Annotated in this window: 20 protein-coding genes and 1 pseudogene; 12 read left to right on the top strand and 9 right to left on the bottom strand. The window is 68.8% G+C overall.

Features of this window, described 5'->3' with window-relative positions:
- Nucleotide 1 precedes the first annotated feature (1 nt).
- From ACZ6O0_RS40625 to ACZ6O0_RS40640, 4 genes are read right to left on the bottom strand one after another with little or no spacing between them, the layout of a single operon-like run.
- The gene (locus ACZ6O0_RS40625) at nucleotides 2-1,555 is read right to left on the bottom strand and encodes an acyl-CoA carboxylase subunit beta (protein WP_465770418.1); all 1,554 of its coding nucleotides are present in this window, start codon (nucleotides 1,553-1,555) and stop codon (nucleotides 2-4) included.
- Complete coding sequence (locus tag ACZ6O0_RS40630) at nucleotides 1,552-2,670, bottom strand: acyl-CoA dehydrogenase family protein (RefSeq protein ID WP_465770419.1); 1,119 nt, start codon at nucleotides 2,668-2,670, stop codon at nucleotides 1,552-1,554. The genes ACZ6O0_RS40625 and ACZ6O0_RS40630 overlap by 4 nt, the downstream gene beginning before the upstream one ends.
- Entirely contained in the window at nucleotides 2,667-4,379 is a 1,713-nt protein-coding gene (locus ACZ6O0_RS40635) for an acyclic terpene utilization AtuA family protein (RefSeq protein ID WP_465770420.1), read from the bottom strand. Before ACZ6O0_RS40635 ends, ACZ6O0_RS40630 begins: the two co-directional genes overlap by 4 nt.
- The gene (locus ACZ6O0_RS40640) at nucleotides 4,376-5,164 is read right to left on the bottom strand and encodes a TIGR03084 family metal-binding protein (RefSeq protein ID WP_465770421.1); all 789 of its coding nucleotides are present in this window, start codon (nucleotides 5,162-5,164) and stop codon (nucleotides 4,376-4,378) included. The genes ACZ6O0_RS40635 and ACZ6O0_RS40640 overlap by 4 nt, the downstream gene beginning before the upstream one ends.
- A gap of 93 nt (nucleotides 5,165-5,257) precedes the next feature.
- Here ACZ6O0_RS40640 and ACZ6O0_RS40645 point away from each other — a divergent pair, with 93 nt between their 5' ends.
- On the top strand, nucleotides 5,258-6,151 hold the full coding sequence (locus ACZ6O0_RS40645; protein WP_465770422.1) for a phosphotransferase family protein: 894 nt from the start codon (nucleotides 5,258-5,260) through the stop codon (nucleotides 6,149-6,151).
- Nucleotides 6,152-6,154: 3 nt separating this feature from the next.
- On the opposite strand, the gene ACZ6O0_RS40650 is transcribed toward ACZ6O0_RS40645, so the two are convergent.
- Nucleotides 6,155-7,513, bottom strand: a complete 1,359-nt coding sequence (locus tag ACZ6O0_RS40650; RefSeq protein ID WP_465770423.1) for a hypothetical protein — start codon at nucleotides 7,511-7,513, stop codon at nucleotides 6,155-6,157.
- A gap of 344 nt (nucleotides 7,514-7,857) precedes the next feature.
- On the opposite strand from ACZ6O0_RS40650, the gene ACZ6O0_RS40655 reads away from it, so the two are divergent.
- Nucleotides 7,858-8,505: a nucleotidyltransferase family protein gene (locus tag ACZ6O0_RS40655; RefSeq protein ID WP_465770424.1), complete on the top strand. Its 648-nt coding sequence runs from the start codon at nucleotides 7,858-7,860 to the stop codon at nucleotides 8,503-8,505.
- Here ACZ6O0_RS40655 and ACZ6O0_RS40660 read toward each other — a convergent pair.
- Together ACZ6O0_RS40660 and ACZ6O0_RS40665 are read right to left on the bottom strand one after the other, a co-directional pair.
- Nucleotides 8,483-9,790: an NAD(P)/FAD-dependent oxidoreductase gene (locus ACZ6O0_RS40660; protein ID WP_465770425.1), complete on the bottom strand. Its 1,308-nt coding sequence runs from the start codon at nucleotides 9,788-9,790 to the stop codon at nucleotides 8,483-8,485. The two genes, ACZ6O0_RS40655 and ACZ6O0_RS40660, sit on opposite strands and share 23 nt — an antisense overlap.
- Nucleotides 9,791-9,852: 62 nt before the next feature.
- A complete protein-coding gene (locus tag ACZ6O0_RS40665) occupies nucleotides 9,853-10,335 on the bottom strand; it encodes an Lrp/AsnC family transcriptional regulator (protein WP_465770426.1) in 483 nt (160 codons plus the stop codon).
- A 145-nt stretch (nucleotides 10,336-10,480) separates the two neighbouring features.
- On the opposite strand from ACZ6O0_RS40665, the gene ACZ6O0_RS40670 reads away from it, so the two are divergent.
- The 6 genes and pseudogenes from ACZ6O0_RS40670 to ACZ6O0_RS40695 all read left to right on the top strand — a co-directional run.
- Nucleotides 10,481-11,671, top strand: a complete 1,191-nt coding sequence (locus tag ACZ6O0_RS40670; protein WP_465770427.1) for a polyamine ABC transporter substrate-binding protein — start codon at nucleotides 10,481-10,483, stop codon at nucleotides 11,669-11,671.
- A gap of 1 nt (nucleotide 11,672) precedes the next feature.
- Nucleotides 11,673-12,842: an ABC transporter ATP-binding protein gene (locus tag ACZ6O0_RS40675; protein ID WP_465770428.1), complete on the top strand. Its 1,170-nt coding sequence runs from the start codon at nucleotides 11,673-11,675 to the stop codon at nucleotides 12,840-12,842.
- Nucleotides 12,839-13,741: an ABC transporter permease gene (locus ACZ6O0_RS40680; protein WP_465770429.1), complete on the top strand. Its 903-nt coding sequence runs from the start codon at nucleotides 12,839-12,841 to the stop codon at nucleotides 13,739-13,741. Before ACZ6O0_RS40675 ends, ACZ6O0_RS40680 begins: the two co-directional genes overlap by 4 nt.
- Nucleotides 13,738-14,535: an ABC transporter permease gene (locus ACZ6O0_RS40685; RefSeq protein ID WP_465770430.1), complete on the top strand. Its 798-nt coding sequence runs from the start codon at nucleotides 13,738-13,740 to the stop codon at nucleotides 14,533-14,535. Before ACZ6O0_RS40680 ends, ACZ6O0_RS40685 begins: the two co-directional genes overlap by 4 nt.
- Nucleotides 14,532-15,899 carry an NAD(P)/FAD-dependent oxidoreductase gene (locus tag ACZ6O0_RS40690; protein ID WP_465770431.1) on the top strand — a complete coding sequence of 456 codons (1,368 nt, stop codon included), beginning with the start codon at nucleotides 14,532-14,534 and terminating at the stop codon, nucleotides 15,897-15,899. The genes ACZ6O0_RS40685 and ACZ6O0_RS40690 overlap by 4 nt, the downstream gene beginning before the upstream one ends.
- 57 nt (nucleotides 15,900-15,956) lie before the next feature.
- Nucleotides 15,957-16,391 (top strand): annotated as a pseudogene (locus tag ACZ6O0_RS40695) (alpha/beta fold hydrolase); the annotation flags it as partial.
- Nucleotides 16,392-16,449: 58 nt separating this feature from the next.
- On the opposite strand, the gene ACZ6O0_RS40700 reads toward ACZ6O0_RS40695, so the two are convergent.
- Nucleotides 16,450-17,406, bottom strand: a complete 957-nt coding sequence (locus ACZ6O0_RS40700) for a carbon-nitrogen hydrolase family protein (protein ID WP_465770432.1) — start codon at nucleotides 17,404-17,406, stop codon at nucleotides 16,450-16,452.
- Nucleotides 17,407-17,644: 238 nt separating this feature from the next.
- The gene (locus ACZ6O0_RS40705; RefSeq protein WP_465770433.1) at nucleotides 17,645-19,033 is read right to left on the bottom strand and encodes an aspartate aminotransferase family protein; all 1,389 of its coding nucleotides are present in this window, start codon (nucleotides 19,031-19,033) and stop codon (nucleotides 17,645-17,647) included.
- Between the two features lie 170 nt (nucleotides 19,034-19,203).
- On the opposite strand from ACZ6O0_RS40705, the gene ACZ6O0_RS40710 reads away from it, so the two are divergent.
- The 4 genes from ACZ6O0_RS40710 to ACZ6O0_RS40725 are packed head-to-tail and all read left to right on the top strand — an operon-like array spanning nucleotide 19,204 to nucleotide 23,878.
- Nucleotides 19,204-20,829: an amidohydrolase gene (locus tag ACZ6O0_RS40710; protein ID WP_465770434.1), complete on the top strand. Its 1,626-nt coding sequence runs from the start codon at nucleotides 19,204-19,206 to the stop codon at nucleotides 20,827-20,829.
- Nucleotides 20,830-20,837: 8 nt separating this feature from the next.
- A complete protein-coding gene (locus tag ACZ6O0_RS40715; RefSeq protein ID WP_465770435.1) occupies nucleotides 20,838-22,268 on the top strand; it encodes a gamma-aminobutyraldehyde dehydrogenase in 1,431 nt (476 codons plus the stop codon).
- Nucleotides 22,269-22,325: 57 nt separating this feature from the next.
- Nucleotides 22,326-23,213, top strand: a complete 888-nt coding sequence (locus ACZ6O0_RS40720; protein ID WP_465770436.1) for an N-acetylglucosamine kinase — start codon at nucleotides 22,326-22,328, stop codon at nucleotides 23,211-23,213.
- Entirely contained in the window at nucleotides 23,210-23,878 is a 669-nt protein-coding gene (locus ACZ6O0_RS40725) for an N-acetylmannosamine-6-phosphate 2-epimerase (protein WP_465770437.1), read from the top strand. Before ACZ6O0_RS40720 ends, ACZ6O0_RS40725 begins: the two co-directional genes overlap by 4 nt.
- The last annotated feature ends 102 nt before the right edge of the window (nucleotides 23,879-23,980 follow it).

Consider the following 23,980-nt stretch of genomic DNA (forward strand, 5'->3'; position numbering starts at 1 on the left):
GTCACATCCTGAAGACGCCGAAGGAGGACGTGCCTTCGACCGGAGCGGAGTGGATGGCGGACAGGCAGATCCCGAGCACAGTACGTGTGTCCCGAGGGTCGATCACGCCGTCGTCGTACAGGCGGCCGGACAGGAACATCGGCAGCGACTCCGCCTCGATCTGGCCCTCGACGTACGCGCGCATCTGGGCGTCCGCCTGCTCGTCGTACGGCTGCCCTTTCGCCTCCGCCGCGGCCCGGGCGACGATCGACAGCACCCCGGCGAGCTGCTGCGGTCCCATCACCGCCGACTTCGCCGACGGCCACGCGAACAGGAAGCGCGGATCGAACGCCCGGCCACACATCCCGTAGTGCCCGGCGCCGTACGACGCTCCCATCAGGATCGAGATGTGCGGCACCTTCGAGTTGGAGACCGCGTTGATCATCTGCGCACCGTGCTTGATGATCCCGCCCTGCTCGTACTCCTGCCCGACCATGTAGCCGGTGGTGTTGTGCAGGAAGATCAGCGGCGTGTTCGCCCGGTTCGCCAGCTGGATGAACTGCGCCGCCTTCTGCGACTCCTCGCTGAACAGCACCCCGCGGGCGTTCGCGAGAATCCCCACCGGATATCCGTGCACGGACGCCCACCCGGTCGCCAGCGACGACCCGTACAGCGGCTTGAACTCGTCGAACACCGACCCGTCCACCACGCGAGCGATCACGTCCCGCGGATCGAACGGGATCTTCAGGTCCCCGGGCACGATCCCGAGCAGCTCATCGGTGTCGTGGAGGGGCTCGGCGTACGACGAAGCCGGCGACGGACCCAGCTTCCGCCAGTTCAGCCGCGACACGATCTGCCGCCCGAGCCGGATCGCGTCCTGCTCGTCCACCGCGAAGTAGTCGGCCAGACCGGACTTCCGGGCATGCATCGACGCGCCACCGAGCGACTCGTCGTCGGCGTCCTCGCCGGTCGCCATCTTCACCAGCGGCGGACCGGCCAGGAACACCTTCGCACCACCGTCGACCATCACCACGTAGTCGCTCATGCCCGGGATGTACGCGCCGCCCGCGGTCGAGTTGCCGAACACCAGCGCGATGGTCGGGATCCCCTCGGCCGACAACCGGGTCAGATCGCGGAACATCGCGCCGCCGGGGATGAAGATCTCCTTCTGCGTCGGCAGGTCCGCGCCGCCGGACTCGACCAGGCTGATCACCGGCAACCGGTTCGCCCGCGCGATCTCGTCCGCCCGCAACGCCTTGCGGAGTGTCCAGGGATTGCTGGAGCCGCCCTTGACCGTCGGGTCGTTCGCGCTGATCAGGCACTCGACGCCACAGACCACGCCGATCCCGATCACCAGGCTCGCGCCGACGGTGAAGTCCGATCCCCAGCCGGCCAGCGGCGACAGCTCGAGGAACGGCGAGTCCGGGTCGAGCAGCAGCTCGATCCGCTCCCGCGCCAGCAACTTGCCGCGCTTGTGGTGGCGCTCGACGTACTTCTCACCACCACCCGCCAGCGCCTTCGCATGCTCGGCGTCCAACGCAGCGAGCTTCTCCAGCATCGCCTCGCGATTACTCATCCAAACCCCAGTCGTTTCGAGGCGAGGCCGGTGAGGATCTCGGTGGTGCCGCCGCCGATGGCGAGGGTCTTCTGGTCGCGGTACTGGCGCTCCACCTCAGCCTCCCGCATGTAGCCGAGGCCGCCGTGCAGCTGGAGCGCCTGGTCGCAGACCCATTGCCCAGCCTCGACCGCGGTGTTCTTGGCGAAGCACGTCTCGGCGATCACGTCCTCACCCCGGGCGGCCCGCTCGGCGACAGAGTGCACGTAGACCCGGGCGACGTCGACCCGGCGAGCCATCTCGGTCAGCGTGTGCTGCACGGTCTGCCGGGAGATCAGCGGCCGGCCGAACGTCTCCCGATTCCGGCACCACTCGACCGTCAGATCCAGGGCTCGCTGAGCCCCCGCGTACGCCTGCACGGCAAGCGTCAACCGCTCCGCGACAAAGTTCACCGCCAACTGCACGAACCCAGAGTTCAGGGCCCCGACCAGATTCCCCGCCGGCACGCGAACATCCGTGAACGACAACTCAGCCGTGTCCGAACACAGCCACCCCAGCTTCTCCAGCTTCCGCGACACCTCGAACCCCGGCATCCCCCGCTCGATCACCAGCAGGCTGATCCCGTGCGCACCCGGCCCGCCGGTGCGGACCGCGGTGGTGACGAAGTCCGCGCGGCAGCCGGAGGTGATGTACGTCTTCGCGCCATTCACGACGAACACGTCGCCATCGCGCCGGGCGGTCGTCCGCAGCGAGGCGACATCCGAGCCGCCGTCGGGTTCGGTGATCGCCAGCGCGCCGATCAACTCACCGTCGAGGGTCGGCCGCACCCACCGCTCGATCTGCTCCTGGTTGCCAGCAGCAACGATGTGCGGGAGTGCGATCCCGCAGGTCAGCAGCGAGGCGACCAGCCCGCCGGACCCGCCGGCGTAGTGCATCTCCTCGACGACCGCGATCGCGTCGAGCAGCGAACCGCCGCCACCGCCGACCGCCTCCGGGAAACCGACCCCGAGCAGCCCGAGCCGGCCCGCTTTCTCGTGCAGCTCCCGCGGCAACTCGCCGGCCCGCTCCCAGTCGTCCAGCGACGGCAGCACCTCGGCGGCCATGAACCGCCGGACGGACTCGCGGAAGTCGCTCACAGCAGGACCTCCGGCACGTCGACGTACCGGGACCGCAGCCACTCGCCGACCGCCTTCGCCTGCGGATCGAAGCGCGCCTGCGCCGCGACACCCTCACCGAGCAGTCCCTCGACCACGAAGTTGACCGCCCAGAGATTCGGGAAGACATAGCGCGTGACCGTCAGGTCCTTGGTCTCCGGGAGAAGCTCCTGGAAGAGCTCGACTGTCAGCGCGTGCGCGAGCCAGCGCCACGCCTTCTCTTCCCGCACCCACACGCCGACGTTCGCATCGCCGCCCTTGTCACCGGACCGCGCGCCGGCGATCCGGCCGAGCGGGACCTCACGCGTACGCGGTCGCCCGCTCGACGCGAGCTGCGGCAACGGGATCGGCAACGCGATGTCCTCGACGTCCGTGAGCGGTTGCGTCTCGGCCGCGGGCTCGACCGTCTTGCGGCTCCCGTCAGGGAGTACGACGACGTGCTCCACCTCGTGGATGTCGACGTACCCGGCCCGGAACACGCCGTACGGCGAACCGTCGCCGGGCGGCGCGGTCACGTGGAAGCCCGGGTAGCTTGCCAGCGCCAGCTCGATCGCCGCACTGGAGAACGCCCGGCCGACGACCTTCGGATCCGGATCCTTCACCGCGCACCGGAGGAACACGCTGGCCTCCTCCTCGGAGGCGGCGTTCGGCTTCTCGGTCCACGCCAGCGTCCAGGTCAACTCGGCCGGCCGCTGCGGGAGGGCGCGCTCGAGTTGTGCCTTGACCAGCTCCGCCTTCTCCTCCAGTTGGAGCCCGGTGAGCACGAAGTCCACCTCGTTGCGGAACCCACCGACGCTGTTCAACGACACCTTGTACGTCGGTGGCGGCGGCTCACCGCGGACACCGGAGATCCGGACCCGGTCCGGCCCGTCGGCGTCGAGCTCGATCGTGTCGAGACGCGTGGTGACGTCCGGACCGGCGTACCGGGCGCCGGTGATCTCGTAGAGCAGCTGGGCCTTGACCGTGTCGATGGTGACCGCGCCGCCGGTGTTGTCGTGCTTGGTGATCACGCTGGTGCCGTCGGCGTGGATCTCCGCGATCGGGAAACCGGGCCGGCCGAGGTCGCGGATCTCACTGAAGAACGCGTAGTTGCCGCCGGTCGCCTGGCAGCCGCACTCGATCACGTGCCCGGCTGCGACGGCGCCGGCGAGTTCGTCGTACTGGGTCCGCTTCCAGCCGTGGTGGGCGGCGGCCGGCCCGACGATCACCGAAGCGTCGGTGACGCGGCCGGTGACGACCACGTCCGCGCCGGACTGGAGGGCCTCCGCGATCCCCCAGGCGCCGAGGTAGGCGTTGGCGGTGAGCGGGGTGCCGAGGTCGAGCTCTCCGGTGCGGGTTAGGAGGTCGTCGCCTTCGACGTACGCGATCTTCGGATGGAGTCCGAGGCGGTCGGCGAGTTCCTGGATCGCCTGCGCGAGTCCGGCGGGGTTGAGGCCGCCGGCGTTGCTGACGATCTTCACACCGCGGTCGAGTGCCTCGCCCAGACCGGTCTCGAGTTGCTTGAGGAAGGTTCGCGCGTACCCGAGCGACGGGTCCTTCAGCCGGTCGCGGCCGAGGATCAGCATGGTCAGCTCGGCCAGGTAGTCGCCGGTCAGGACGTCGAGCGGCCCGCCGGTGAGCATCTCGTGGACCGCGCTGAACCGGTCGCCGTAGAACCCGGACGCGTTGCCGATGCGGAGGGGCTCGGTCATCCGAACTGCCCGGCTTCGCGGCCCTTCCCCGGCAGCCCGGCGAAGGCCTGGATGATCCCGAGCCACTCCTCGGCGTCAGCGCCCTGCGCGCGCACGGCGAGGTCGTCGCGGTGCCGGCGTTGCGTCGCCAGCAGGCAGAAGTCGAGCGCCGGCGCGGTCACCCGCTGCGTGGCGTCCTCCGGACCCCAGGTCCAGGTGTCGCCGTCCGGACCGGTGAGTTCCACGTGGAACGGTTCGGCCGGTGGGGTGCGGTCGTTGAGCAGGTAGGCGAAGTCACGCGTCCGGACGGCGAGGTGCGCGACATGCCGCAGCCGGTTGCTCGGCTGGCGCTGCACCCCGAGCGCGTCGAACACGTCCTGCCCGTGTGCCCAGGTCTCCATCAACCGCGCGGTTGCCATCGAGGCCGGGCTCATCGGAGGCCCGTACCAGAGGACCTTCTCCTTGTCCGGCACCTTCTTCAGCGCCTGGGCGAGCTCGGCCCGCGTCTCCCGCCAGTACGGCAGCAACTGGTCCGGCGGCAACGCCGCCCCCTCGGCCGCACCATCATCCACATACCCGGTCGGATTGGCGGCCGCCTTCCGCAACGAGGCCTTGAACCCCTCAGGATCGGTCGCGGCAAGGTGCGCCGCCTCATCAGTCCAGGCGAGATGAGCGATCTGATGCGCGATCGTCCACCCCTCAGCCGGCGTAGGCGTCGCCCACCCCTCAGCCGCCAGCCCACCCACCAGCCGATCCAACTCAGCACTCTCGGCCCACAAATCAGCCAGCACTTCGTCCAGTAGCACGCCGCACTCCCTTGCCGGGGATCGTGCAGCCGAGACTGGCACGCCTCACAAAAAGAATCAAGAGTGCTTGTTTTTGCCTGAGAGACTTCCGGCATGGCTGAGGCAGTTGACCGGATGGTCGCGGTAGAGGTGGCTCAGGCTGTCGCCCGGAAGCTGGACATGGAGAGCGCTGGGCTCGAGTTGCTCGGGCCGATTGCCGACAACGCGGTCTTCCGGTTGCCCGGGCGGGTGGTGGCTCGGATAGCAAGCGCCGCGGCGTACGACCGGGCCTCCCGTGAGGTCCGCACTGGAGCGTGGCTCGCAGCCCAGGGAGTGCCGGCGGTGCGGCCGCTGGAATCGGTCGACCAGCCCCTGACCGTGGACTCGTGCGTTGTGACTCTCTGGCACGAGGTGCCGGACGCGTCCATGGCTAGTACGGCGGAGCTCGCGCGGCTGCTCCGGCAGCTACACGGTCTGCCCGTTCCGTCGGACTTCGACATCCCCGCGCTGGATCCGTTCGTCCGGATCGAGGAGCACCTCGCGGCGGCTGATGGGGCACTTGCGGCCGGTGATCGTCGATTCCTGGCTGAGCGGTTGGCGGAGCTGCGGCAGGACCATGCGCGGGTGAGTGATGGTCTGCCGGTGTGCGTCATCCATGGCGATGCCAACCGGAAGAACGCGATCCGTGGGAGTGACGGCGTCGCCGTACTGCTGGACTTGGAGCGGTTCAGTGTCGGTCCGCGTGAGTGGGACCTCGTCGTACCAGCGGTCTATCGAAGGCTCGGCTGGTACAGCGAGTCCGAGTACGGCGCCTTCGTCGACGCGTACGGGTGGGACGTGCGGACCTGGGACGGGTTCGCCGTCTTCGCCGCGCTGCGCGAGTTCCGGATGACCGCGTGGTTGCTCAGCCGCCTCGTCCGAGAGCCTCGCCTGACAGAAGAAGCCGCCCGCCGCATCGCCTCCCTGCGCGAGCCGGAGGCCCCAAGGTCGTGGACACCTGGGACCTGACCCTCAGGACGCGACCGCCAAGATCTCCCGTGCCCGTTCCCGGAACTCCGAGATCGTCCGGTGGCTCCCGAAGCTGTTCAGCGCGTTGTCGAAGGTACGCACGTACTTCCGGACCCGTGCGGACTTGATCCTCCCTGCGGCCTCCAGCGCCTCTCCTGCTGTGTCGCAGGCCTGCGGTACGTCGCCCGCAGCCAGATAGGACGTGGCGAGTGAGATCCGGCAGAACGTGCGGCTCCGCGGATGCAGGTCGGTGGACTGTCCGAGCGCGGCGTGCGCGTGCCGCTCAGCTTCTCGGGGTGCACGGAGTGCGGTGAAGCAATGTGCCAGTTCGTCATGGAGTTCGGCCTGATCGAAGTACCCGATCCAGTCCGGCTCATCAACCTCGGCGCTCTTCGCGAAGGTGGTCTCGGCCTGCCTCATCATCCGCAGGCAGGCGCGCTTGTCCCCGATGCTTGCCAGTCCGCGCGCCTCCATGGCGGCGTACATCGACCTGACCCGCGGGGTGGCGTCGGCACCCGCTCCGAGGGCCGCTGCCCTCGCCAGGTCAACGGCTTCCCGGTACTCACCGAGGTAGTTGGCCTGGTGGCTCATCAGCGCGAGGACTTTCCCACCCAGCGGTCGATCCCCCGAGGCGTGAGCAAGATTCAGTGCCTGGACGAAGTAGCGCCGGGCGAGTCCGTGCAGGCCGACGTCGTACGCCATGGCTCCGGTCTTGTAGGTGAACTGGGCCGCGACCGAGAACAACTCGCGGCCGATCGCGTCGCTGTAGTTCGCCTGCAGGAGCGGTGTGACGGCGTCATTCAGATACTGAACGGCGGCAGTTCGCGCGTGACCGCCGCCGAACTGGTGATCGAGCCGTTCGAACATCTGCAGGGTCGCACGCACCGCGGCAACGTCGTCGGCGCCGACTCGACGGGTTCCGCGCTTACCGTACGGCGGATCGGCCGGGGGCGAGACCAGCCACCGGGCCATCGGCGTCGTCAGCGCGCCCGCCGTGACTGCCATGCGGAGGAAGTCCGAGCGTCTCAAGTCCTCTGTCCAGAGCGTGCGAGAAGTCCGCGCTGTCGTGTCGCGCGACTCGGAGAAGGTCAGGCCGAGCGTCAGCGGCTGTGCGGCCGCGAAGCCGAGATCGCTGAGCGACAGAACGCGGCCCAGCCGACGCCCGAGTGCGTCGGCGATCAGAACCGGCTTTGTGCCACGCGGGACCATCCCTTTCAGCCAGCGGCCGACGTCGACGTGGTCGCAGCGCACGTCATCGAGTCCCCGGGCGGCCGCGAGTTGGCGAACGTCGCGTGCGAGGGCGCTGCGTGAGCAGCCTGCCTCATCCAGCAGCGACGCGAGCAACTCGTTGGGCGAATTCATGCAGCCTCTTCAGAAGCACTGGTCCGGTCCACTCACAGTAGCCGGTGGATGGCAGAGCGAACAGGCGCTTCGGCCTGCGGTTCGCGCGTGAGTGCACGGGTTCTGCACGGGTCGTTGCCGAGTGCACGGTCTTTGCATCTCCCCGCTGAGCGGTCCTACCGCTGAGATGAAGACGTTCCCCTCGATCGGCGGGGCCGGCGTTGTGACTTCCCTGCGACCGACGCCGGCCCCGCCCACCACGAACGGCACACCATGCACCGGCCCGCAGTCGCGCGGAGCTGTAAACGCCTGACTCGTCATGGTGATTACTTGGTTGGGTGGGGGGTTACTAGGGTGGGCGGATCATGGATCTCGGGAGCCCGATCAGTACTGTCGTGCCGTCGTTGGACGGGCCTGTGCTGCTGGTGCTGGCGCGGAGTGAGGAAGGGCTGTCGGGGCGGCAGATTCACAAGCTGGCGGGGTCGGGGAGTGTCGCGGGGGTGCGGCTGGTGTTGCAGCGGCTGGCGGCGACCGGGCTGGTGCATGTCGACGACCTGGGCAACTCGTTGCTCTATCGACTCAATCGCAAGCACCTCGTGGCCCCGGCGGTGGAGTTCCTCGCCGACTTGCGCGGTACGTTGATCAGCCGGCTCGCGGACGAGATCAGCGGCTGGCGGATCCCGCCGGTGCACGCCAGTGTGTACGGCGCGGTCGCGCGCGGCGAAGGTGATCTGGACAGTGATGTCGAGCTGCTGCTGATCCGGCCGGACCACCTGGATTCGGGCGATGTGCTGTGGGAGGACCAGGCCGGCCGGCTGATGCAGACCGTGGTCGACCTGACCGGCAACCCGGCGCACATCTTCGAGCTCAGCCGGACCGAACTCGCCGGCCACCTCACCACCGAGGACCCGATCCTCAACGACTGGGCCCACCCGAGCATCCCGCTGACCGGCCTCCCGCTGACCACCCTGCTCGCCGAGGCCGGCCACCTCACCGCCTCAGCCGCCAAGTAAGCGGGTCGCCACCGATCAGTGGCGCCATCAACCGCGCGATCAAGCTCTCGCGGCGAGTCACCCGTTCCTCGGTGTCGGCGAACGTCATCGCCCGCAGCCCGGCGTTGATCCCGAGCCACCGCAGCGGCTCAGGCTCCCACCGCCGGGACCGATGCCCGACCCACGGCAGCCGCGTCAGCCCGGTGTCGCGCTCGAGGATCAGATCCGTCAGCGTCCGCCCGGCGAGATTCGTCGTACTCACGCCGTCGCCGACGAACCCGCCGGCCCACGCCACCCCGGTACCGCGATCGAGCCCGACCGAGGCACACCAATCCCGCGGTATGCCCAACGGTCCACCCCACGCATGCGTGAACTGCACGCCCTCCAGATCGAACAGTTCGCGCACAGTCCCCTGCAGCTTCCGGAACACCCGCGGCGCCTGGTCGTACGACGGCTTGATCCGCGACCGGAAGTGGTACGGCGCACCCCGCCCGCCGAACGCGAGCCGCCCGTCCGCCGTCCGCTGCCCGTAGATGATCAGATGCCGGTGATCACTGAACGTCGGCCGATCAGTCAGCCCGATGCGATCCCACACCTCCGCGGACAGTGGCTCCGTCGCGACCATCAGCGAGTACACCGGCACGACCGCCCGCGACTCCCCGTCCAGCCCCGGCGTGAATCCCTCCGTCGCCCGGACCACGATGTCCGCCCGCACCACGCCGTACGGGGTGATCGCGCGACCGGGCGCGATCGTGTGTACCGGCGTATGCTCGTGGATCGTCACTCCCAGCCGCTCCACGACCGCAGCGAGTCCGCGCACCAGCTTGCCCGGGTGGATCGCCGCGCAGTGCGGCGTGAACGTTGCCCCGAGCACCTTCGTCGCCCGCACCTTCGCCGCGACCTCGTCCGGCGTCAGGAAGCGAAGATCACCCGGACCCCACTCGTGCGCGGACTCCACCTCCGCCCGGGCCCGCGCGAGCTGGACCGGCGTCCGGGCCAGCACGATCGTCCCGCCCTTGTGGTAGTCGCAGTCGATCCCTTCCGCGGCGGTCACGAGTCCGACCTCGTTCACCGTCGCCTGCATCGCCCGATGCAGCTCGATCGCCGCCTCCCGGCTCGACCCGGGCAGCGACGCCAACCGCCGCGACGACACCGGGAACAGCGCGGAACACCAACCACCGTTGCGTCCTGACGCCCCGAACCCGGCCGTCTGCGCCTCGAGTACGACGACGCGCAGCGACGGATCGGCCTTCGCCAGGTAGTACGCCGTCCACAGGCCGGTGTACCCGGCGCCGACGATCACCACGTCGGCGTCCCGGTCACCGGCGAGCGCGGATCGTCCGTCGCCTGACTCCGCGGACCAGAGGTTCAGCGCACACCCCAGGAATAGGTCTGTTTGACCAGCTTCAGATAGACGAACGTCTCCGTCGCCCGCACGCCCTCGATCTGCCGGACCCGCTCGGACAGCACCTGCAGCAGGTGATCGTCGCTCTCGCACAGCACCTCGGCCAGGATGTCGAACGAGCCGGCCGTGATCACGACGTACTCGACCTCGTCCATCTTCGCGAGCTCGTCGGCGATCGGCTCCAGCGCGCCCTCGGCCTTGATCCCGATCATCGCCTGCCGGTCGAACCCGAGCTCGAGCGGATCGGTGACCGCGACCACCTGCATCACGCCGGCCTCGGTCAGCCGCTGCACGCGCTGCCGGACCGCCGCCTCGGACAGGCCGACGGCCTTGCCGATCGCGGCGTACGAGCGCCGTCCGTCCAGCTGGAGCTGCTCGATGATCGCCTTGGAGGTGTCGTCCAGCAAGGTCTGGTTCTTGTCGGGGTTCCCCGTTCGCACTGCCACGGCCGAATCCTTTCAGTGGGACGGGGCGTCAGCAAGTCGCCGAAGCGGAATTCGTTGCGAAATGAGCGAAGAACTTCGGAATCCCTTGTCTAGATCGGTCCGGTTTGACAGTATCGCCCGCGAAAGACGCTTTCTAGGGGGTCCGATGAGTCCTCGTCACCAACGCGTCGTGGGGCGCCGGTCGGTGCTGAAGGGGATGTCGTTGTCCGCCCTCGGGCTGGGCGGGGTGCTGACGGGGTGCGGCATTCCACCGGCCAAGCAGAGTGCGGACAGTTGCATCAGCACCGACGAGTCGGCAACACAGAAGCAGCTGAACTTCTCGAACTGGCCGAGCTACATGGACGAGTCCGACGAGAAGGTCAACGGCAAGACGGTGCTGCCGACGTTGGAGGAGTTCCAGAGCCGGACCGGTATCAAGGTCACCTACACGGCCGACGTCAACGACAACGCCGAGTTCTACGCGAAGGTGCGCGACCAGCTCGGCAGTTGCCAGTCGTGCGGCCGCGACATCTTCGTGCTGACCGACTGGATGGCGGCGCGGATGATCGGGCTGGGCTGGATCCAGAAACTCGACCACGCCAAGATCCCGAACGTCGACCAGCAGTTGCTGGCCAAACTCAAGGCACCGAGCTGGGACCCGAACCGCGACTACAGCGTCCCGTGGCAGAGCGGCCTGACCGGGATCGCCTACAACGCGAAGGTCACCAAGGAAGTCGGCAGCTTCGCCGACCTGCTCAGCCGGGAGGACCTGAAGGGCCGGATCACGCTGCTGTCGGAGATGCCGGACACCATGTCGTTCATGCTCCGGCTGGTCGGCGCCGACCCGTCCAAGTTCAACGACGCGGAGTGGAGCAAGGCCCTGGAGAAGCTCGAGGACGTCGTCGGCACCGGGCAGATCCGCCGCTTCACCGGCAACGACTACGTGCAGGACCTGAACGCCGGCAACATCGCCGCCTGCGAGGCCTGGTCCGGTGACGTGATCGCGATGCAGGCCGACAACCCCGACATCAAGTTCGTGGTGCCCGAGGAGGGCCTGAATCTGTGGTCGGACAACATGCTGGTGCCGAACAAGGCGACCCACAAAGCCAACGCCGAGGCTCTGATGAACTACTACTACGAGCCCATGGTGGCCGCGACGCTCGCGGACTGGGTCAACTACATCTGCCCGGTCACCGGAGCCCGCAAGGCGATGGAGACGGTCGATCCCGACGTGGTCGACGACCCGCTGATCTTCCCCGACGAGGAGACGCTGTCCAAGACGTCGTCGTTCATGCCGCTCGACACGGCCAAGGCGGCCCTCTACGAAACCGACTTCAACCTTGCGATCGGGGGCTGATATGACTGTATCGAGCACTTCGCCCGCCCCGCCGCCCCAGTCGGGCGACCTGGTCCTGACGGGCATAAGCAAGGCCTTCGGCGCACACAAGGCCGTCGACAACCTGGATCTGACCGTGCCGGCCGGCACGTTCTTCGCCCTGCTCGGCCCGTCCGGCTGCGGCAAGACCACCACGTTGCGGATGATCGCCGGGCTCGAGGATCCGAGCGCCGGCAGCATCAAGCTGGGGGAGCGGGAGATCAGCGGACTGCGCCCGTACAAGCGGCCGGTCAACACGGTGTTCCAGAACTACGCGCTGTTCCCGCACCTCGACATCTTCGAGAACGTCGCGTTCGGGCTGAAGCGGCGGGGAGTCAAGGACTTCAAGCCGAAGGTGAACGAGATGCTCGGCCTGGTCGAGCTCGGCACGTACGGCAAGCGCCGGCCGGCCCAGCTGTCCGGTGGCCAGCAGCAACGAGTCGCGCTGGCCCGCGCGCTGATCAACCGCCCGCAGGTGCTGCTGCTGGACGAGCCGCTCGGCGCCCTCGACCTCAAGCTGCGCCGGCAGATGCAGCTGGAGCTGAAACGGATCCAGACCGAGGTCGGCATCACGTTCGTGCACGTCACCCACGACCAGGAGGAGGCCATGACGATGGCCGACACCATCGCGGTGATGAACGCCGGCGTGATCGAGCAGATGGGTACGCCGACCGAGCTCTACGACCTGCCCGCGACCACGTTCGTGGCGAACTTCCTCGGCCAGTCCAACCTGATCCGGGCCTCGATCATCGGCCAGGCCGACCAGAACCTCGTGGTGGACGTGCACGGTCGCAAGGTGACGGTGCCGCTGCCCCGCTGCCGGGTCACCGAGGGCGACGTCTGGATGGGGATCCGGCCGGAGAAGGTGTTCCTGGCCCGGACCGGCACCGAGCAGAGCAACGGGGCGAACCAGCTCCGCGGCGCGGTCGTCACCGATGTGAGTTACGTCGGCGTCAGTACGCAGTACTTGGCGAAGCTGCCGTGGGACCAGGAGCTGACGATCTTCGAGCAGAACACGGGCGCCCGCGGGACGTTCGCGGTCGGGGACTCCGTCGATCTGCACTGGCAGCCGGCGCACACGTTCGTACTCGACGCGGAGCAGGACGCGCGGGCCGGGGTCGAGGAGATCGACGGACCGGGTGGTGCCGGATGAGTGCGGTCGGCCAACTGGGTGCGGCGACCGCGAACCCGGCCGCCAAGACGGAGCGGTCCGGCCGGCGGCTGACGGCGTACCTGCTGTTGCTTCCGGGTGGGCTGTGGCTGCTGCTGTTCTTCGTCATACCGCTGGTGTCGTTGCTCGCGGCCAGTTTGTACGACCCGAACGGGTCGATCGAGTCCGGGTTCAAGATGACCTGGCACTTCCAGAACTTCGTCGACACGATGGCCGACTACGCCCGGCCGTTCGGGCGGTCGCTGTGGTACGCGCTGATCACCACGGCGTTCTGCCTGGTGCTCGGGTATCCGCTCGCCTACGCGATCGCGATGAAGGCCGGCCGGTGGAGGAACCTGATGCTGGCGCTGGTGATCGCGCCGTTCTTCACCAGCTTCCTGATCCGGACGCTGTCGTGGAAGCTGCTGCTGAGCGACAACGGGTTCGTCGTCGACACGCTCAAGTGGCTGCACATCCTCGGCTCGGACGGCCGGCTGCTCGCCACCACGGCCGCGGTCGTCACCGGGCTGACGTACAACTTCCTGCCGTTCATGGTGCTCCCGCTCTACGCGAGCCTGGAACGCATCGATCCCCGGTTGATCGAGGCGGGTGGCGACCTGTTCGCCAATCCGTTCACGACCTTCCGGACCGTGACGCTGCCGCTGTCGATGCCCGGGGTGGTCGCGGGCACACTGCTCACCTTCATCCCGTCGGCCGGCGACTACATCAACGCCCAGCTCCTCGGTACGCCGAAGCAGCGGATGATCGGCAACGACATCCAGCGCCTGTTCGCGGCCGGCGCCTACCCGACCGCGGCCGCGCTGTCGGTCACGCTGATGGCGGCGATCGTCGTCCTTGTCCTGTTCTACGTCCGCCGCGCCGGGACGGAGGAACTGGTATGAGAGTCGGTCGCTGGATCAGCCGGAACCTGGTCATGATGTTCGCCCTGCTCGTGCTGCTCTACCTGTTCGCGCCGATCCTCGTCGTGATGCTGATGTCGTTCAACGCGCCGAAGAGCAAGTTGTCCTACACGTTCGACGGTTTCACCTGGGCGAACTGGCAGCACCCGTGCCGCCCGTTCGGCCTGTGCGACGCCGTGAGTACGTCGTTGCGCATCGGCTTGCTGTCGACGGTGATCGCCACGGCGCTGGGGACGTTGATGGCGTTCGCGATGGTGCGGCACCGCTTCCGTGGGCGGTCGGCCACCAACCTGTTCATCTTCCTGCCGATGGCCTCGCCGGAGATCGTGCTCGGCTCGTCGCTGCTGGCGCTGTTCGTCTCCAGCGGTTTCGGCGGGCGGCTCGGGTTCTGGACGGTGCTGATCGCGCACGTGATGTTCTGCCTGTCGTTCGTCGTCGTCACGGTCAAGGCACGACTGACCGGGATGGATTCGCGGCTCGAACAGGCGGCGATGGATCTCTACGCGAACGAGTGGCAGACGTTCTGGCGGATCACGTTCCCCCTGGTCCTGCCGGGCATCGTGGCCGCGGCGCTGCTGAGCTTCTCGCTGTCCTTCGACGACTTCATCATCACGAACCTGAACGCCGGCACCACGGTGACGTTCCCGATGTTCGTCTGGGGTTCGGCACAACGCGACATCCCGCCGCAGATCAACGTCGTCGGTACGGCGATGTTCCTGCTGGCGCTCGTCCTCGTACTAGGCGGCGAACTCGCCCGGCGCCGACGGGTCCGATGAAGCTGGCCGCACTCGCTGACGCCGAGCCGCGGGTGTTCTGGCTCGACGACAGGTCCGCGCCAGAGCCCGCGCCGGCACTCCTCGGACCGGCCGAGGCCGACCTGGTGGTGATCGGTGGCGGCTACACCGGTCTGTGGACGGCGCTGCGCGCGAAGGAGCGGTACCCGTCGCTCGACGTCGTACTGCTGGAGGGCGACACCTGTGGATCCGCGGCCAGCGGACGCAACGGCGGCTTCTGCGACGCCAGCCTCACCCACGGCTTCGGCAACGGCCGGGCCCGCTGGCCGGACGAGGTCGATCAGCTCGAGCGGCTGGGCGCCGACAACCTCAGGGCCATCGGTCACACGATCAGGGACTTCGGCATCGATTGCGATTGGCAACGAACCGGCGAGCTCACCGTCGCCACCGCGCCGCACCACCTGGACGAACTGGCGGAGGAGGCTGAGGAGCGTCCCGGCGTCACGCTGCTGGACCAGGAAGAGGCCCGCGCCGAGCTCAACTCGCCGACCTACCTGGGCGCGCTGTCCGATCCCCACCGGACCGCTCTGGTCGAGCCGGCCCGGCTGGCCTGGGGACTACGCCGGGCTTGCGTCGAACTCGGCGTACGAATTCACGAACACAGCCGGGTGACTCGGCTGCACAGCAAGGCGGTGTGGACGGAGACCGGCTCCGTACGCGCGGACCGGATCGCGCTGGCCACGAACGCGTTTCCCTCGCTGCTGCGGCGGTTGCGCTTGTACACCGTGCCCGTCTACGACCTGGTGCTGGTGACAGAACCGTTGTCCTCCGCACAACTGTCGTCGATCGGCTGGCGGCACCGCCAAGGTGTCGGCGACGCGTCGAACCTCTTCCACTACTACCGATTGACCCGCGACGACCGGATCCTGTGGGGCGGCTACCTCCCGCTGTACCACTTCGGCAGCCGCATCGACCCGGCGTTCGAACTCCGCCACTCGATCCACGCGATGCTCGGCAAGCACTTCTTCACCACCTTCCCCCAGTTGGAGGGCCTGCACTTCACCCACCGCTGGGGCGGCGTGATCGACACCAGCACCCGCTTCTGCGCGTTCTTCGGTACGGCGCACTCCGGCCGGATCGGGTACGCCCTCGGCTACACCGGTCTCGGAGTCGGCGCCACCCGCTTCGGCGCCGACGTCATGCTCGACCTCCTGTACGCCGAAGACACCGACCGAACCCGCCTCCGCATGGTCCGCGAACGCCCCCTCCCCTTCCCACCCGAACCCCTCCGCACAGCCGGCATCCACCTCACCCGCTGGTCCATGTCCCGAGCCGACGCCCACGCCGGCAAACGCAACCTCTGGCTCCGAACCCTCGACCGCATGGGCCTCGGCTTCGACTTCTAACCGCGGTCCACCCACGCGTGCTGCAGCTGTCGACCCACGCGTGCTGCAGCAGTCGCTCCTTCGTCGCGCCTGCTACGCGCGCTCCCACCCACCCGTACTTCTGCGGGCTACGCCCGCGGCCTGCGCGCTGCCGCGCGCGTTCTACCCCTGACTGGCGTCCGTCCACAACCGAACCGCGATCACGCGAACTGCCCAGGCCGCCCCGCCGCCGACGTACCGGCCAAGCTGACCAACCTGATGGCGGTCGAGCAGCGTCCGCTCGCACTCGCGGTCGGCGACGCACCGTCTGGACCCTCGCCGGCCTGGTCGACCATTCCGACCTGGTATCTGGCCGGCCGGGACGACATGGCGATCCCGTTCCAGGCACAACTGTTCATGGCTCAGCGTGCCCACGCGCACCTCGTCGTGGTGAACGCGTCCCACGTCCCGATGATCTCGCACCCGGACAAGGTCGAAGACCTGATCCTGACCGCAGCCCACGCCACAACCTGACCCGCCGGAACGCCACGGCCGGCCTGCACTGCAGGCCGGCCCTGGCCGCAAGAGATGGTCAGTCGTCGGGGAGGTTGTTGTGGAGGGTGGTGACAACGGGTCGCGGCGCGGTGTCGACGGCGAGGCGGAAGACGTCGGGGCGGTGGTAGTGGCCGACCGGGTCGAACATCCGCCGCGCCGAACGCACCTGGGCGAGATCCAGCTCCGCGACCAATACGGTCTCGGCGTGCCGAGCAGGTCCGGCGAGGATCTCTCCGTTCGGGCCGACGATTACCGTGTTGCCGGGCTCGACCCAGTCGGGGTCGTCCGGATCGGTTCGCCACACTCGGTCCCGGTCGGGGAAATCCGCGGGGATCTGGTCGACACGCAGGCACGGATTCGCGCCGATCACGTAGCAGCGGCCTTCGCGGGCGATGTGGCGCATGGTCGCGATCCAGCCGTCACCTCTGGCCAGCGTCGGCGCCACCCACACGTCGACACCTTGCGAGTAGAGGTAGAACCGGGCCAGCGGCATGTAGTTCTCCCAGCAGATCAGCCCGCCGATCCGCCCGAACGGGGTCGGGTAGGTCTCGAGCATCGAGCCGTCGCCCATACCCCACACGGTGCGCTCCGAGCCGGTCGGCATCAGCTTGCGATGCTTGCCGAGAAGGTTGCCCTCAGCATCGAAGTACAACAGCGTGTTGTAGATCGTGCTCCCCGTGGGCTCGCGTTCGTTGATCCCGATCACCAGGTAGACGCCGGCTTGCCGGGCCGCTGCCCCGAGCCGGTCGGTGGTCTCGCTCGGTACGACGACGGCCTGGTCGGCCAGCATCGCGAACCACTGCTCGTCACCGTCCCAGATCGGCGGCCCGTCGATCCAGATCGGCGTACCAGGCACGAACGCCTCGGGAAACACGACCAGGTCGGCCGCCCGTACCGCGGGGTCCGCCAGCAACTCCTCCACCTTGGCAAGCGTCGCCGCGCGATCCATCAGCACGTACGCCGCCTGCACAGCCGCAACCGTCACCATCGTCATCTCGCCCCCCTCCACCGACGATACGCCCCACAACGCGCACCCCACGCAGCAAAGACGCCCGCCCACCGGCAGCTCCGATGGTCTCGCGGCCTGCTGGTCCCAGGAACTGCCGGCGATGCTCAGGTGCCGGCAGTGCGTTACCCGGCGCTCGATCGTGCCGCTCACCCACCACGGTTGCCGGGACCACGGGGTAGTCACGCGTGCGGTAGCACGCGTGGGCTGGACCCAGTACGCCCGGCTACAGCTTCGACTCGGCCTCGGTGAGGACGGCTCGGATGATTTGTTCCATTTCGTCGAAGTGGGCCTGGTCGCAGATCAGGGGTGGGGAGAGCTGGATGACGGGGTCGCCGCGGTCGTCGGCGCGGCAGTAGAGGCCGGCGTCGAAGAGGGCTTTGGAGAGGAACCCGCGCAGCAGTCGCTCGGACTCCTCGTCGTTGAAGGTCTCCTTGGTCGCCTTGTCCTTGACCAGTTCGATCCCGTAGAAGTACCCAGCGCCGCGGACGTCACCGACCATGGGCAGATCGAGCAGCTTCTCGAGTGTCGCCCGGAAATCCCCCTCCCGGCTCCGGACGTGCTCGTTGATGCCTTCGCGCTCGAAGATGTCCAGATTGGTCAGCGCGACCGCGGCGGATACGGGGTGGCCACCGAAGGTGTAGCCGTGGGCGAACGTGGTGTCGCCGTGCAGGAACGGCTCGATCAGCCGGTCGGTCGCGATCATCGCGCCGAGCGGTGAGTAGCCGGAGGTGATGCCTTTCGCGCAGGTGATCATGTCCGGCTGGTAGCCGTACCGCTCGGCGCCGAACATGTGCCCGAGCCGGCCGAACGCGCAGATCACCTCGTCGCTGACGAGCAGTACGTCGTACTCGTCGCAGATCTCGCGGACCCGCTCGAAGTACCCGGGCGGCGGCGGGAAGCAACCGCCCGCGTTCTGCACGGGTTCGAGGAACACGGCGGCGACGGTGTCGGCGCCCTCGTTCTCGATCGCGACCGCGATCTGGTCGGCGGCCCAGCGGCCGAACGCGGCCGGGTCGTCGCCGTGGATCGGGGCGCGGTAGATGTTCGTGTTGGGCACCCGGAACGTCGAAGGCACCAACGGCTCGAACGGCGCCTTCAACTCCGGCAGCCCGGTGATGGACAGGGCACCCTGGGTGGTGCCGTGGTAGGCGATCGCACGGCTGATCACCTTGTGCTTGCCGGGCTTGCCCGTCAGCTTGAAGTACTGCTTGGCCAGCTTCCAGGCGGTCTCGACGGCCTCGCCGCCACCGCTGGTGAAGAAGACCCGGTTGAGGTCGCCCGGCGCGTAGCCGGCGATCCGCTCGGCCAGCTCGATCGACTTGGGATGCGCGTACGACCACAGCGGGAAGAACGCCAGCTCCGCGGCCTGTTTGGCCGCCGCCTCGGCGAGCTCGGTCCGCCCGTGGCCGAGCTGGCTGACGAACAGGCCGGCCAGACCGTCCAGATACCGCTTGCCGCGGGCGTCGTAGATGTAGACGCCGTCGCCGCGGACGATGACCGGCACCTCGCCGGACTGGTAGCTCGAAAGCCTGGTGAAGTGCATCCACAGGTGATCGCGGGCCGACTGCTGCAGGTGGGCGAAGTCGGCGTCGTCGAGCTTGTCGGACGGCATGGGTTATCCCTCGTCTCAGGCTGGCCGTTGCCCGCCATCGTGCCTGGAAATTCGCGTTCAGGCAAGTGATTTCGTGCCCAGAGTGCCGCTACTGTGTCGATGTCAGCAGTTCATGGCCGCATCTGATGCGGAATCAGTCGATCAGTAATGGACGTCGGGGAGGTCGGCGGGTGAACACGCTGTTCGTCAACGGCTCGGTGTTCGACGGGTCGCGGTACCGGCCGAGCACATCCGTCGCGGTCCGCTCCGGCCGGATCAGCGCGATCGGACCCGATCTCTCCGAGCTCGGGGATCCGCACACCGAGGTGGTCGACCTGGCCGGCGGTCTGCTGCTCCCCGGCTTCGTCGACGCGCACATCCACCCCGTGCAGGGCGGTCTCGAACGCGCCCACTGCGACCTCTCGCCGGCGTCGGGACTCCCGGCGTACCAGGAGCGGATCGCGCGGTACGTCGCGACGCACCCGGACGTCCCGTGGATCCTCGGCGGGGGCTGGCACCAGCCCGATTTCCCGGGCGCCGCACCGGCCGCGGCCGACCTCGACCCCGTCACCGGCGACCGACCGGCCTTCCTGGTGAACGCCGATCACCACGGCGCGTGGGTCAACTCGCGGGCGCTCGCCCTGGCCGGTATCGACGCCCGTACGCCGGACCCCGCCGACGGGCGGATCGAGCGCGGCCCCGACGGATCGGCCACGGGAACCCTGCACGAGGGCGCGATGGATCTCGTCGGCCGCCTGGTCCCGCCGACGACCCACGCCGAGCTGGTCGACGCCCTGCTGGACGCCCAGGCCTATCTCCACTCGCTCGGGGTGACCGGCTGGCAGGACGCGATCCTCGGTGCGTACGCGAATCTCGGCGACGCGACTCCGGCGTACGTCGAACTGGCGCGCGACGGCCGCCTGACCGCACGCGTGGTCGGCGCACTCTGGTGGCAGCGCGACCGTGGCGCCGAGCAGATCCCGGAGCTGGTGGTACGACGGGACGCCCTGAAGTTCCCGCGGTTCCGCGCGGACAGCGTCAAGGTCATGCAGGACGGCGTCGCGGAGAACTTCACCGCCGGGATGCTCGAGCCGTACTTCGACGGCTGTGGTTGCCGGACCGCGAACGCTGGTCTGTCCTTCGTAGATCCGGTCGAGCTCCGCCACAACGTCACGCGGCTCGACGCGGAAGGTTTCCAGGTCCATATCCACGCGATCGGCGACCGGGCGGTCCGGGAAGCGCTGGACGCGTTCGAGACGGCCCTGACCGAGAACGGCGACAGCGATCTCCGGCACCACATCGCGCATCTGCAGGTGATCCATCCCGACGACCTCGGTCGCTTCGCGCAGCTCGGGGTCACCGCGAACCTGCAGGCGCTGTGGGCGATGTACGACACGCAGATGGTCGACCTGACCATCCCGTACCTCGGGCCGCAGCGGACAGCGTGGCAGTACCCGTTCGGTGACCTGGCCCGGGCGGGCGCCCGGCTCGCGGCCGGTTCGGACTGGCCGGTGTCGAGTCCGGACCCGTTGGCCGCCGTCCATGTTGCGGTGAATCGCCGGCAGGACGATGACACGGACGCGTTCCTGCCCGAACAGGCGCTCGACCTGGCCACGGCGCTGGCGGCGTACACGTCGGGAAGCGCCTGGCTGAACCACGCCGACGACACCGGGCGGATCGAGGCCGGGGCGCTCGCGGATCTGGTGGTCCTCGATCGCGACCCGTTCGCCGGGCCGCCGGACGAGATCGCCGAGGCCCGGGTGCGGGCGACCTATGTCGAGGGCGAGTGCGTCTTCGGGGACCAATCGAGCAGATAGGGAACGTCATGGAGCAGACCCTCACCAACATCGTCGACGGCAAGCCGGTGGGTGCGCTGAGCGGTGCGACGTACGACGTGATCGCGCCGGCGACCGGTGACGTCTACACCCGGGCACCCCTGTCCGGACCGGAAGACGTCGACAAGGCGATGACCGCGGCCGCGCGGGCCTTCGAGACCTGGCGGGACTCCACGCCGGCCGAACGGCAGCTCGCACTGCTCCGGATCGCGGACGCGATGGAGCGGAGGGCGGACGAGTTCATCGCGGTGGAGAGCCGGAACACCGGCAAGCCGCTGCCCATCACCGCCACCGACGAGGTGCCGCCGTGCGTGGACCAGCTGCGGTTCTTCGCCGGTGCTGCGCGCGTACTGGAGGGCAGGTCGGCCGGTGAGTACATGGCCGGTCACACGTCGTGGATCCGGCGTGAGCCGATCGGTGTGGTCGGTCAGGTGACGCCCTGGAACTACCCCCTGATGATGGCGATCTGGAAGATCGCACCGGCCCTGGCCGCCGGGAACACGGTCGTACTCAAGCCGAGTGACACCACTCCGGCGTCGACAGTGCTGCTGGCCGAGCTGTGCAACGAGTTCCTGCCGCCGGGTGTGCTCAACGTGGTCTGCGGCGATCGCGATACCGGCCGGGCGCTGGTGGACCATGAGATCCCGCAGTTGGTCGCCATCACCGGGTCGGTCCGGGCAGGGATGGAAGTGGCATCGAGTGCGGCCCGGCAGCTCAAGCGGACCCACCTCGAGCTGGGTGGCAAGGCGCCCGTGGTCGTGTTCGACGACGCCGACCTGGAGAAGGCCGCGCAGGCGATCGCGGACGCGGGCTACTTCAACGCCGGACAGGACTGCACCGCGGCGACGCGCGTACTGGCCGGTCCACGTATCCACGACGAGTTCGTCGACGCACTGACCGAGCGGGCCAACCACACCCACACCGGCATGCCTGACGATCCGAACGCGGCGTACGGCGCTCTGAACAACGAAGCCCAGCTCCGCCGGGTCAGTGGCTTCATCCACAACCTGCCCGACCACGCGACGGTCCGTACCGGCGGGGCTGCCGTGGGCGAGCGTGGCTACTTCTACGCGCCCACAGTGGTCTCGGGACTCCGGCAGGACGACGATGCGATCCAGCAGGAGATCTTCGGCCCGGTGATCACGGTGCAGCGGTTCACGGACGAGGACGAGGCACTGCGCTGGGCGAACGGCGTCGAGTACGGCCTGGCGTCCTCCGTCTTCACGTGCGATCACGGCCGTGCGCTCCGGATGGCCCGCCGGCTCGACTTCGGGTGCGTGTGGATCAACACCCACATCCCGATCGTCGCCGAAATGCCCCATGGCGGCTTCAAGCACTCCGGCTACGGCAAGGACCTGTCCATGTACGGCCTGGAGGACTACACCCGCATCAAGCACGTGATGTCGAACATCGAGGAGTAGCTGTCGGTAGGCTGCTGGGCACCTTCCCTGGCAGACCTACTCGCACTGGATCGGCGCATGACCCGCATTGCCATCGACGGCGGTCAGTCCGCCCTCAGACTCCGAGTCCTCCCGTCACGCCGTACCGGCACGGGCCCCGGGTACACGCACGGTCCGGATGCGTCCGGACGCATGCTGGCCGCGATCCGAGAGGCTGCGGCCGAGGCAGGTGTGAGCGGGCCGGTCGAGGTGGTGGCGCTCGGCCTGACCGGCTACCCGCAGGCGGCGGGCAATGCCGAGGGGTTCGCCGCGGAGATCTGTGAGTTGCTCGGCGCGGACGAGGTGCGGCTGACCCAGGACATGGTGACGGCGCACGCCGGCGCCCTGCCCGACGGGTACGGCGTGGTGGTGGCCGCGGGCACTGGGTTGGTCTGCCTCGCGGTCGACCGGGACGGGACGTGGCGCAAGCTCGACGGGCACGGGTACCTGTTCGGCGACGCGGGCAGCGCGTTCGCGATCGGCCGGGCCGGCCTGGTCGCGGTCCAGCGCGCGCGGGACGGCCGCGGTCCGGTGACCAAGCTCGCGGATACCCCGCTCGACCCGGTCACGCTCTACCGCTCCTCGACGCTGGTCGACGACGTCGCCCGCTTCGCTCCTGAGGTACTCCGCTGCGCCGCCGAAGGCGACCCGGTCGCTCACGATCTCGTCGTACGCGCCGCCGGGGACATCGCGGAGACGATCGGCGCGGCGGTCGCACAGTTGGCCAGCGAGGGATCCGTTCCGGTTGCCTGCGTCGGCGGTCTGTTCGCGGGCGCCGGCGAGCAGCTGCTGATCCCGGTCCGTGCGGCCCTGACGCCGCGGGCGCAGCTGACGCCGGCCGCCGGGAACTCGCTCGACGGCGCCGAGCGGCTCGCGACCGGGCCGGTCGGACCGTACGCCGACCTGATCGTGACCCATCGCCGATGAGAACCCTCGCCCGCGGAACCCTGGTCGTGTCCTGCCAGGCCGGCCCCGGGAACCCGCTCAACTCACCGGCCACGATGGCCCTGATGGCCCAGGCCGCGGAGGCCGGCGGCGCCGGTGCGATCCGCGCCAATGGACCCGACGACATCGCGGCGATCCGGGCAGTGACCGACCTCCCGATCATCGGCCTGCACAAACTGGGTGATCCGGCCGGCGTCTTCATCACCCCGACGTACGAGGCCGCAGCCGCCGTAGTCGCCGCCGGCGCCGACCTCGTCGCCCTCGACGGCACCCTCCGCCCCCGCCCCGACGGCCATCCCCTCGCCCACCAGATCCGCCGAATCCACGAAGAACTCGGCGTCCCGGTCCTGGCCGACGTAGACACCCTCCCCGCAGCCCAAGCCGCCCGATCCGCCGGCGCCGACCTAATAGCCACCACCCTCGCGGGCTACACCACCGGCCATACACCGCCTGGCCCTAACGTCGACCTGGTCCGCCAACTCGCCACCAACCTCGACTGCCCAGTCATCGCGGAGGGCCGCATCCGCACCTTCGACGACGTCCGCGCCGTCTGCGAGGCAGGCGCCTACGCCGTCGTGGTCGGCACCGCAATCACCAACCCCATGGACACCACCACCTACCTCCGCACCGCAATCCCCACCCCGTAGCCGACCCCACCCGCCGTTGTGTGTGCGCGCCGACGCAACGCGTGAGTGCCGGCCCGGCTTGTCAGCCTCGGACTCTCCAGTTGCCGGGCGTGTAGAACGACT

It is taken from the genome of Kribbella sp. NPDC048837 (genome assembly GCF_055586945.1).

Excerpts from the sequence above, each read along its gene's own strand:
- ACZ6O0_RS40625 (WP_465770418.1), bottom strand. The coding sequence starts at position 1,555 with ATGAGTAATCGCGAGGCGATGCTGGAGAAGCTCGCTGCGTTGGACGCC.
- ACZ6O0_RS40635 (WP_465770420.1), bottom strand. The coding sequence starts at position 4,379 with ATGACCGAGCCCCTCCGCATCGGCAACGCGTCCGGGTTCTACGGCGAC.
- ACZ6O0_RS40645 (WP_465770422.1), top strand. The coding sequence starts at position 5,258 with ATGGCTGAGGCAGTTGACCGGATGGTCGCGGTAGAGGTGGCTCAGGCT.
- ACZ6O0_RS40650 (WP_465770423.1), bottom strand. The coding sequence starts at position 7,513 with ATGAATTCGCCCAACGAGTTGCTCGCGTCGCTGCTGGATGAGGCAGGC.
- ACZ6O0_RS40655 (WP_465770424.1), top strand. The coding sequence starts at position 7,858 with ATGGATCTCGGGAGCCCGATCAGTACTGTCGTGCCGTCGTTGGACGGG.
- ACZ6O0_RS40670 (WP_465770427.1), top strand. The coding sequence starts at position 10,481 with ATGAGTCCTCGTCACCAACGCGTCGTGGGGCGCCGGTCGGTGCTGAAG.
- ACZ6O0_RS40675 (WP_465770428.1), top strand. The coding sequence starts at position 11,673 with ATGACTGTATCGAGCACTTCGCCCGCCCCGCCGCCCCAGTCGGGCGAC.
- ACZ6O0_RS40680 (WP_465770429.1), top strand. The coding sequence starts at position 12,839 with ATGAGTGCGGTCGGCCAACTGGGTGCGGCGACCGCGAACCCGGCCGCC.
- ACZ6O0_RS40685 (WP_465770430.1), top strand. The coding sequence starts at position 13,738 with ATGAGAGTCGGTCGCTGGATCAGCCGGAACCTGGTCATGATGTTCGCC.
- ACZ6O0_RS40690 (WP_465770431.1), top strand. The coding sequence starts at position 14,532 with ATGAAGCTGGCCGCACTCGCTGACGCCGAGCCGCGGGTGTTCTGGCTC.
- ACZ6O0_RS40700 (WP_465770432.1), bottom strand. The coding sequence starts at position 17,406 with ATGACGATGGTGACGGTTGCGGCTGTGCAGGCGGCGTACGTGCTGATG.
- ACZ6O0_RS40705 (WP_465770433.1), bottom strand. The coding sequence starts at position 19,033 with ATGCCGTCCGACAAGCTCGACGACGCCGACTTCGCCCACCTGCAGCAG.
- ACZ6O0_RS40715 (WP_465770435.1), top strand. The coding sequence starts at position 20,838 with ATGGAGCAGACCCTCACCAACATCGTCGACGGCAAGCCGGTGGGTGCG.
- ACZ6O0_RS40720 (WP_465770436.1), top strand. The coding sequence starts at position 22,326 with ATGACCCGCATTGCCATCGACGGCGGTCAGTCCGCCCTCAGACTCCGA.
- ACZ6O0_RS40725 (WP_465770437.1), top strand. The coding sequence starts at position 23,210 with ATGAGAACCCTCGCCCGCGGAACCCTGGTCGTGTCCTGCCAGGCCGGC.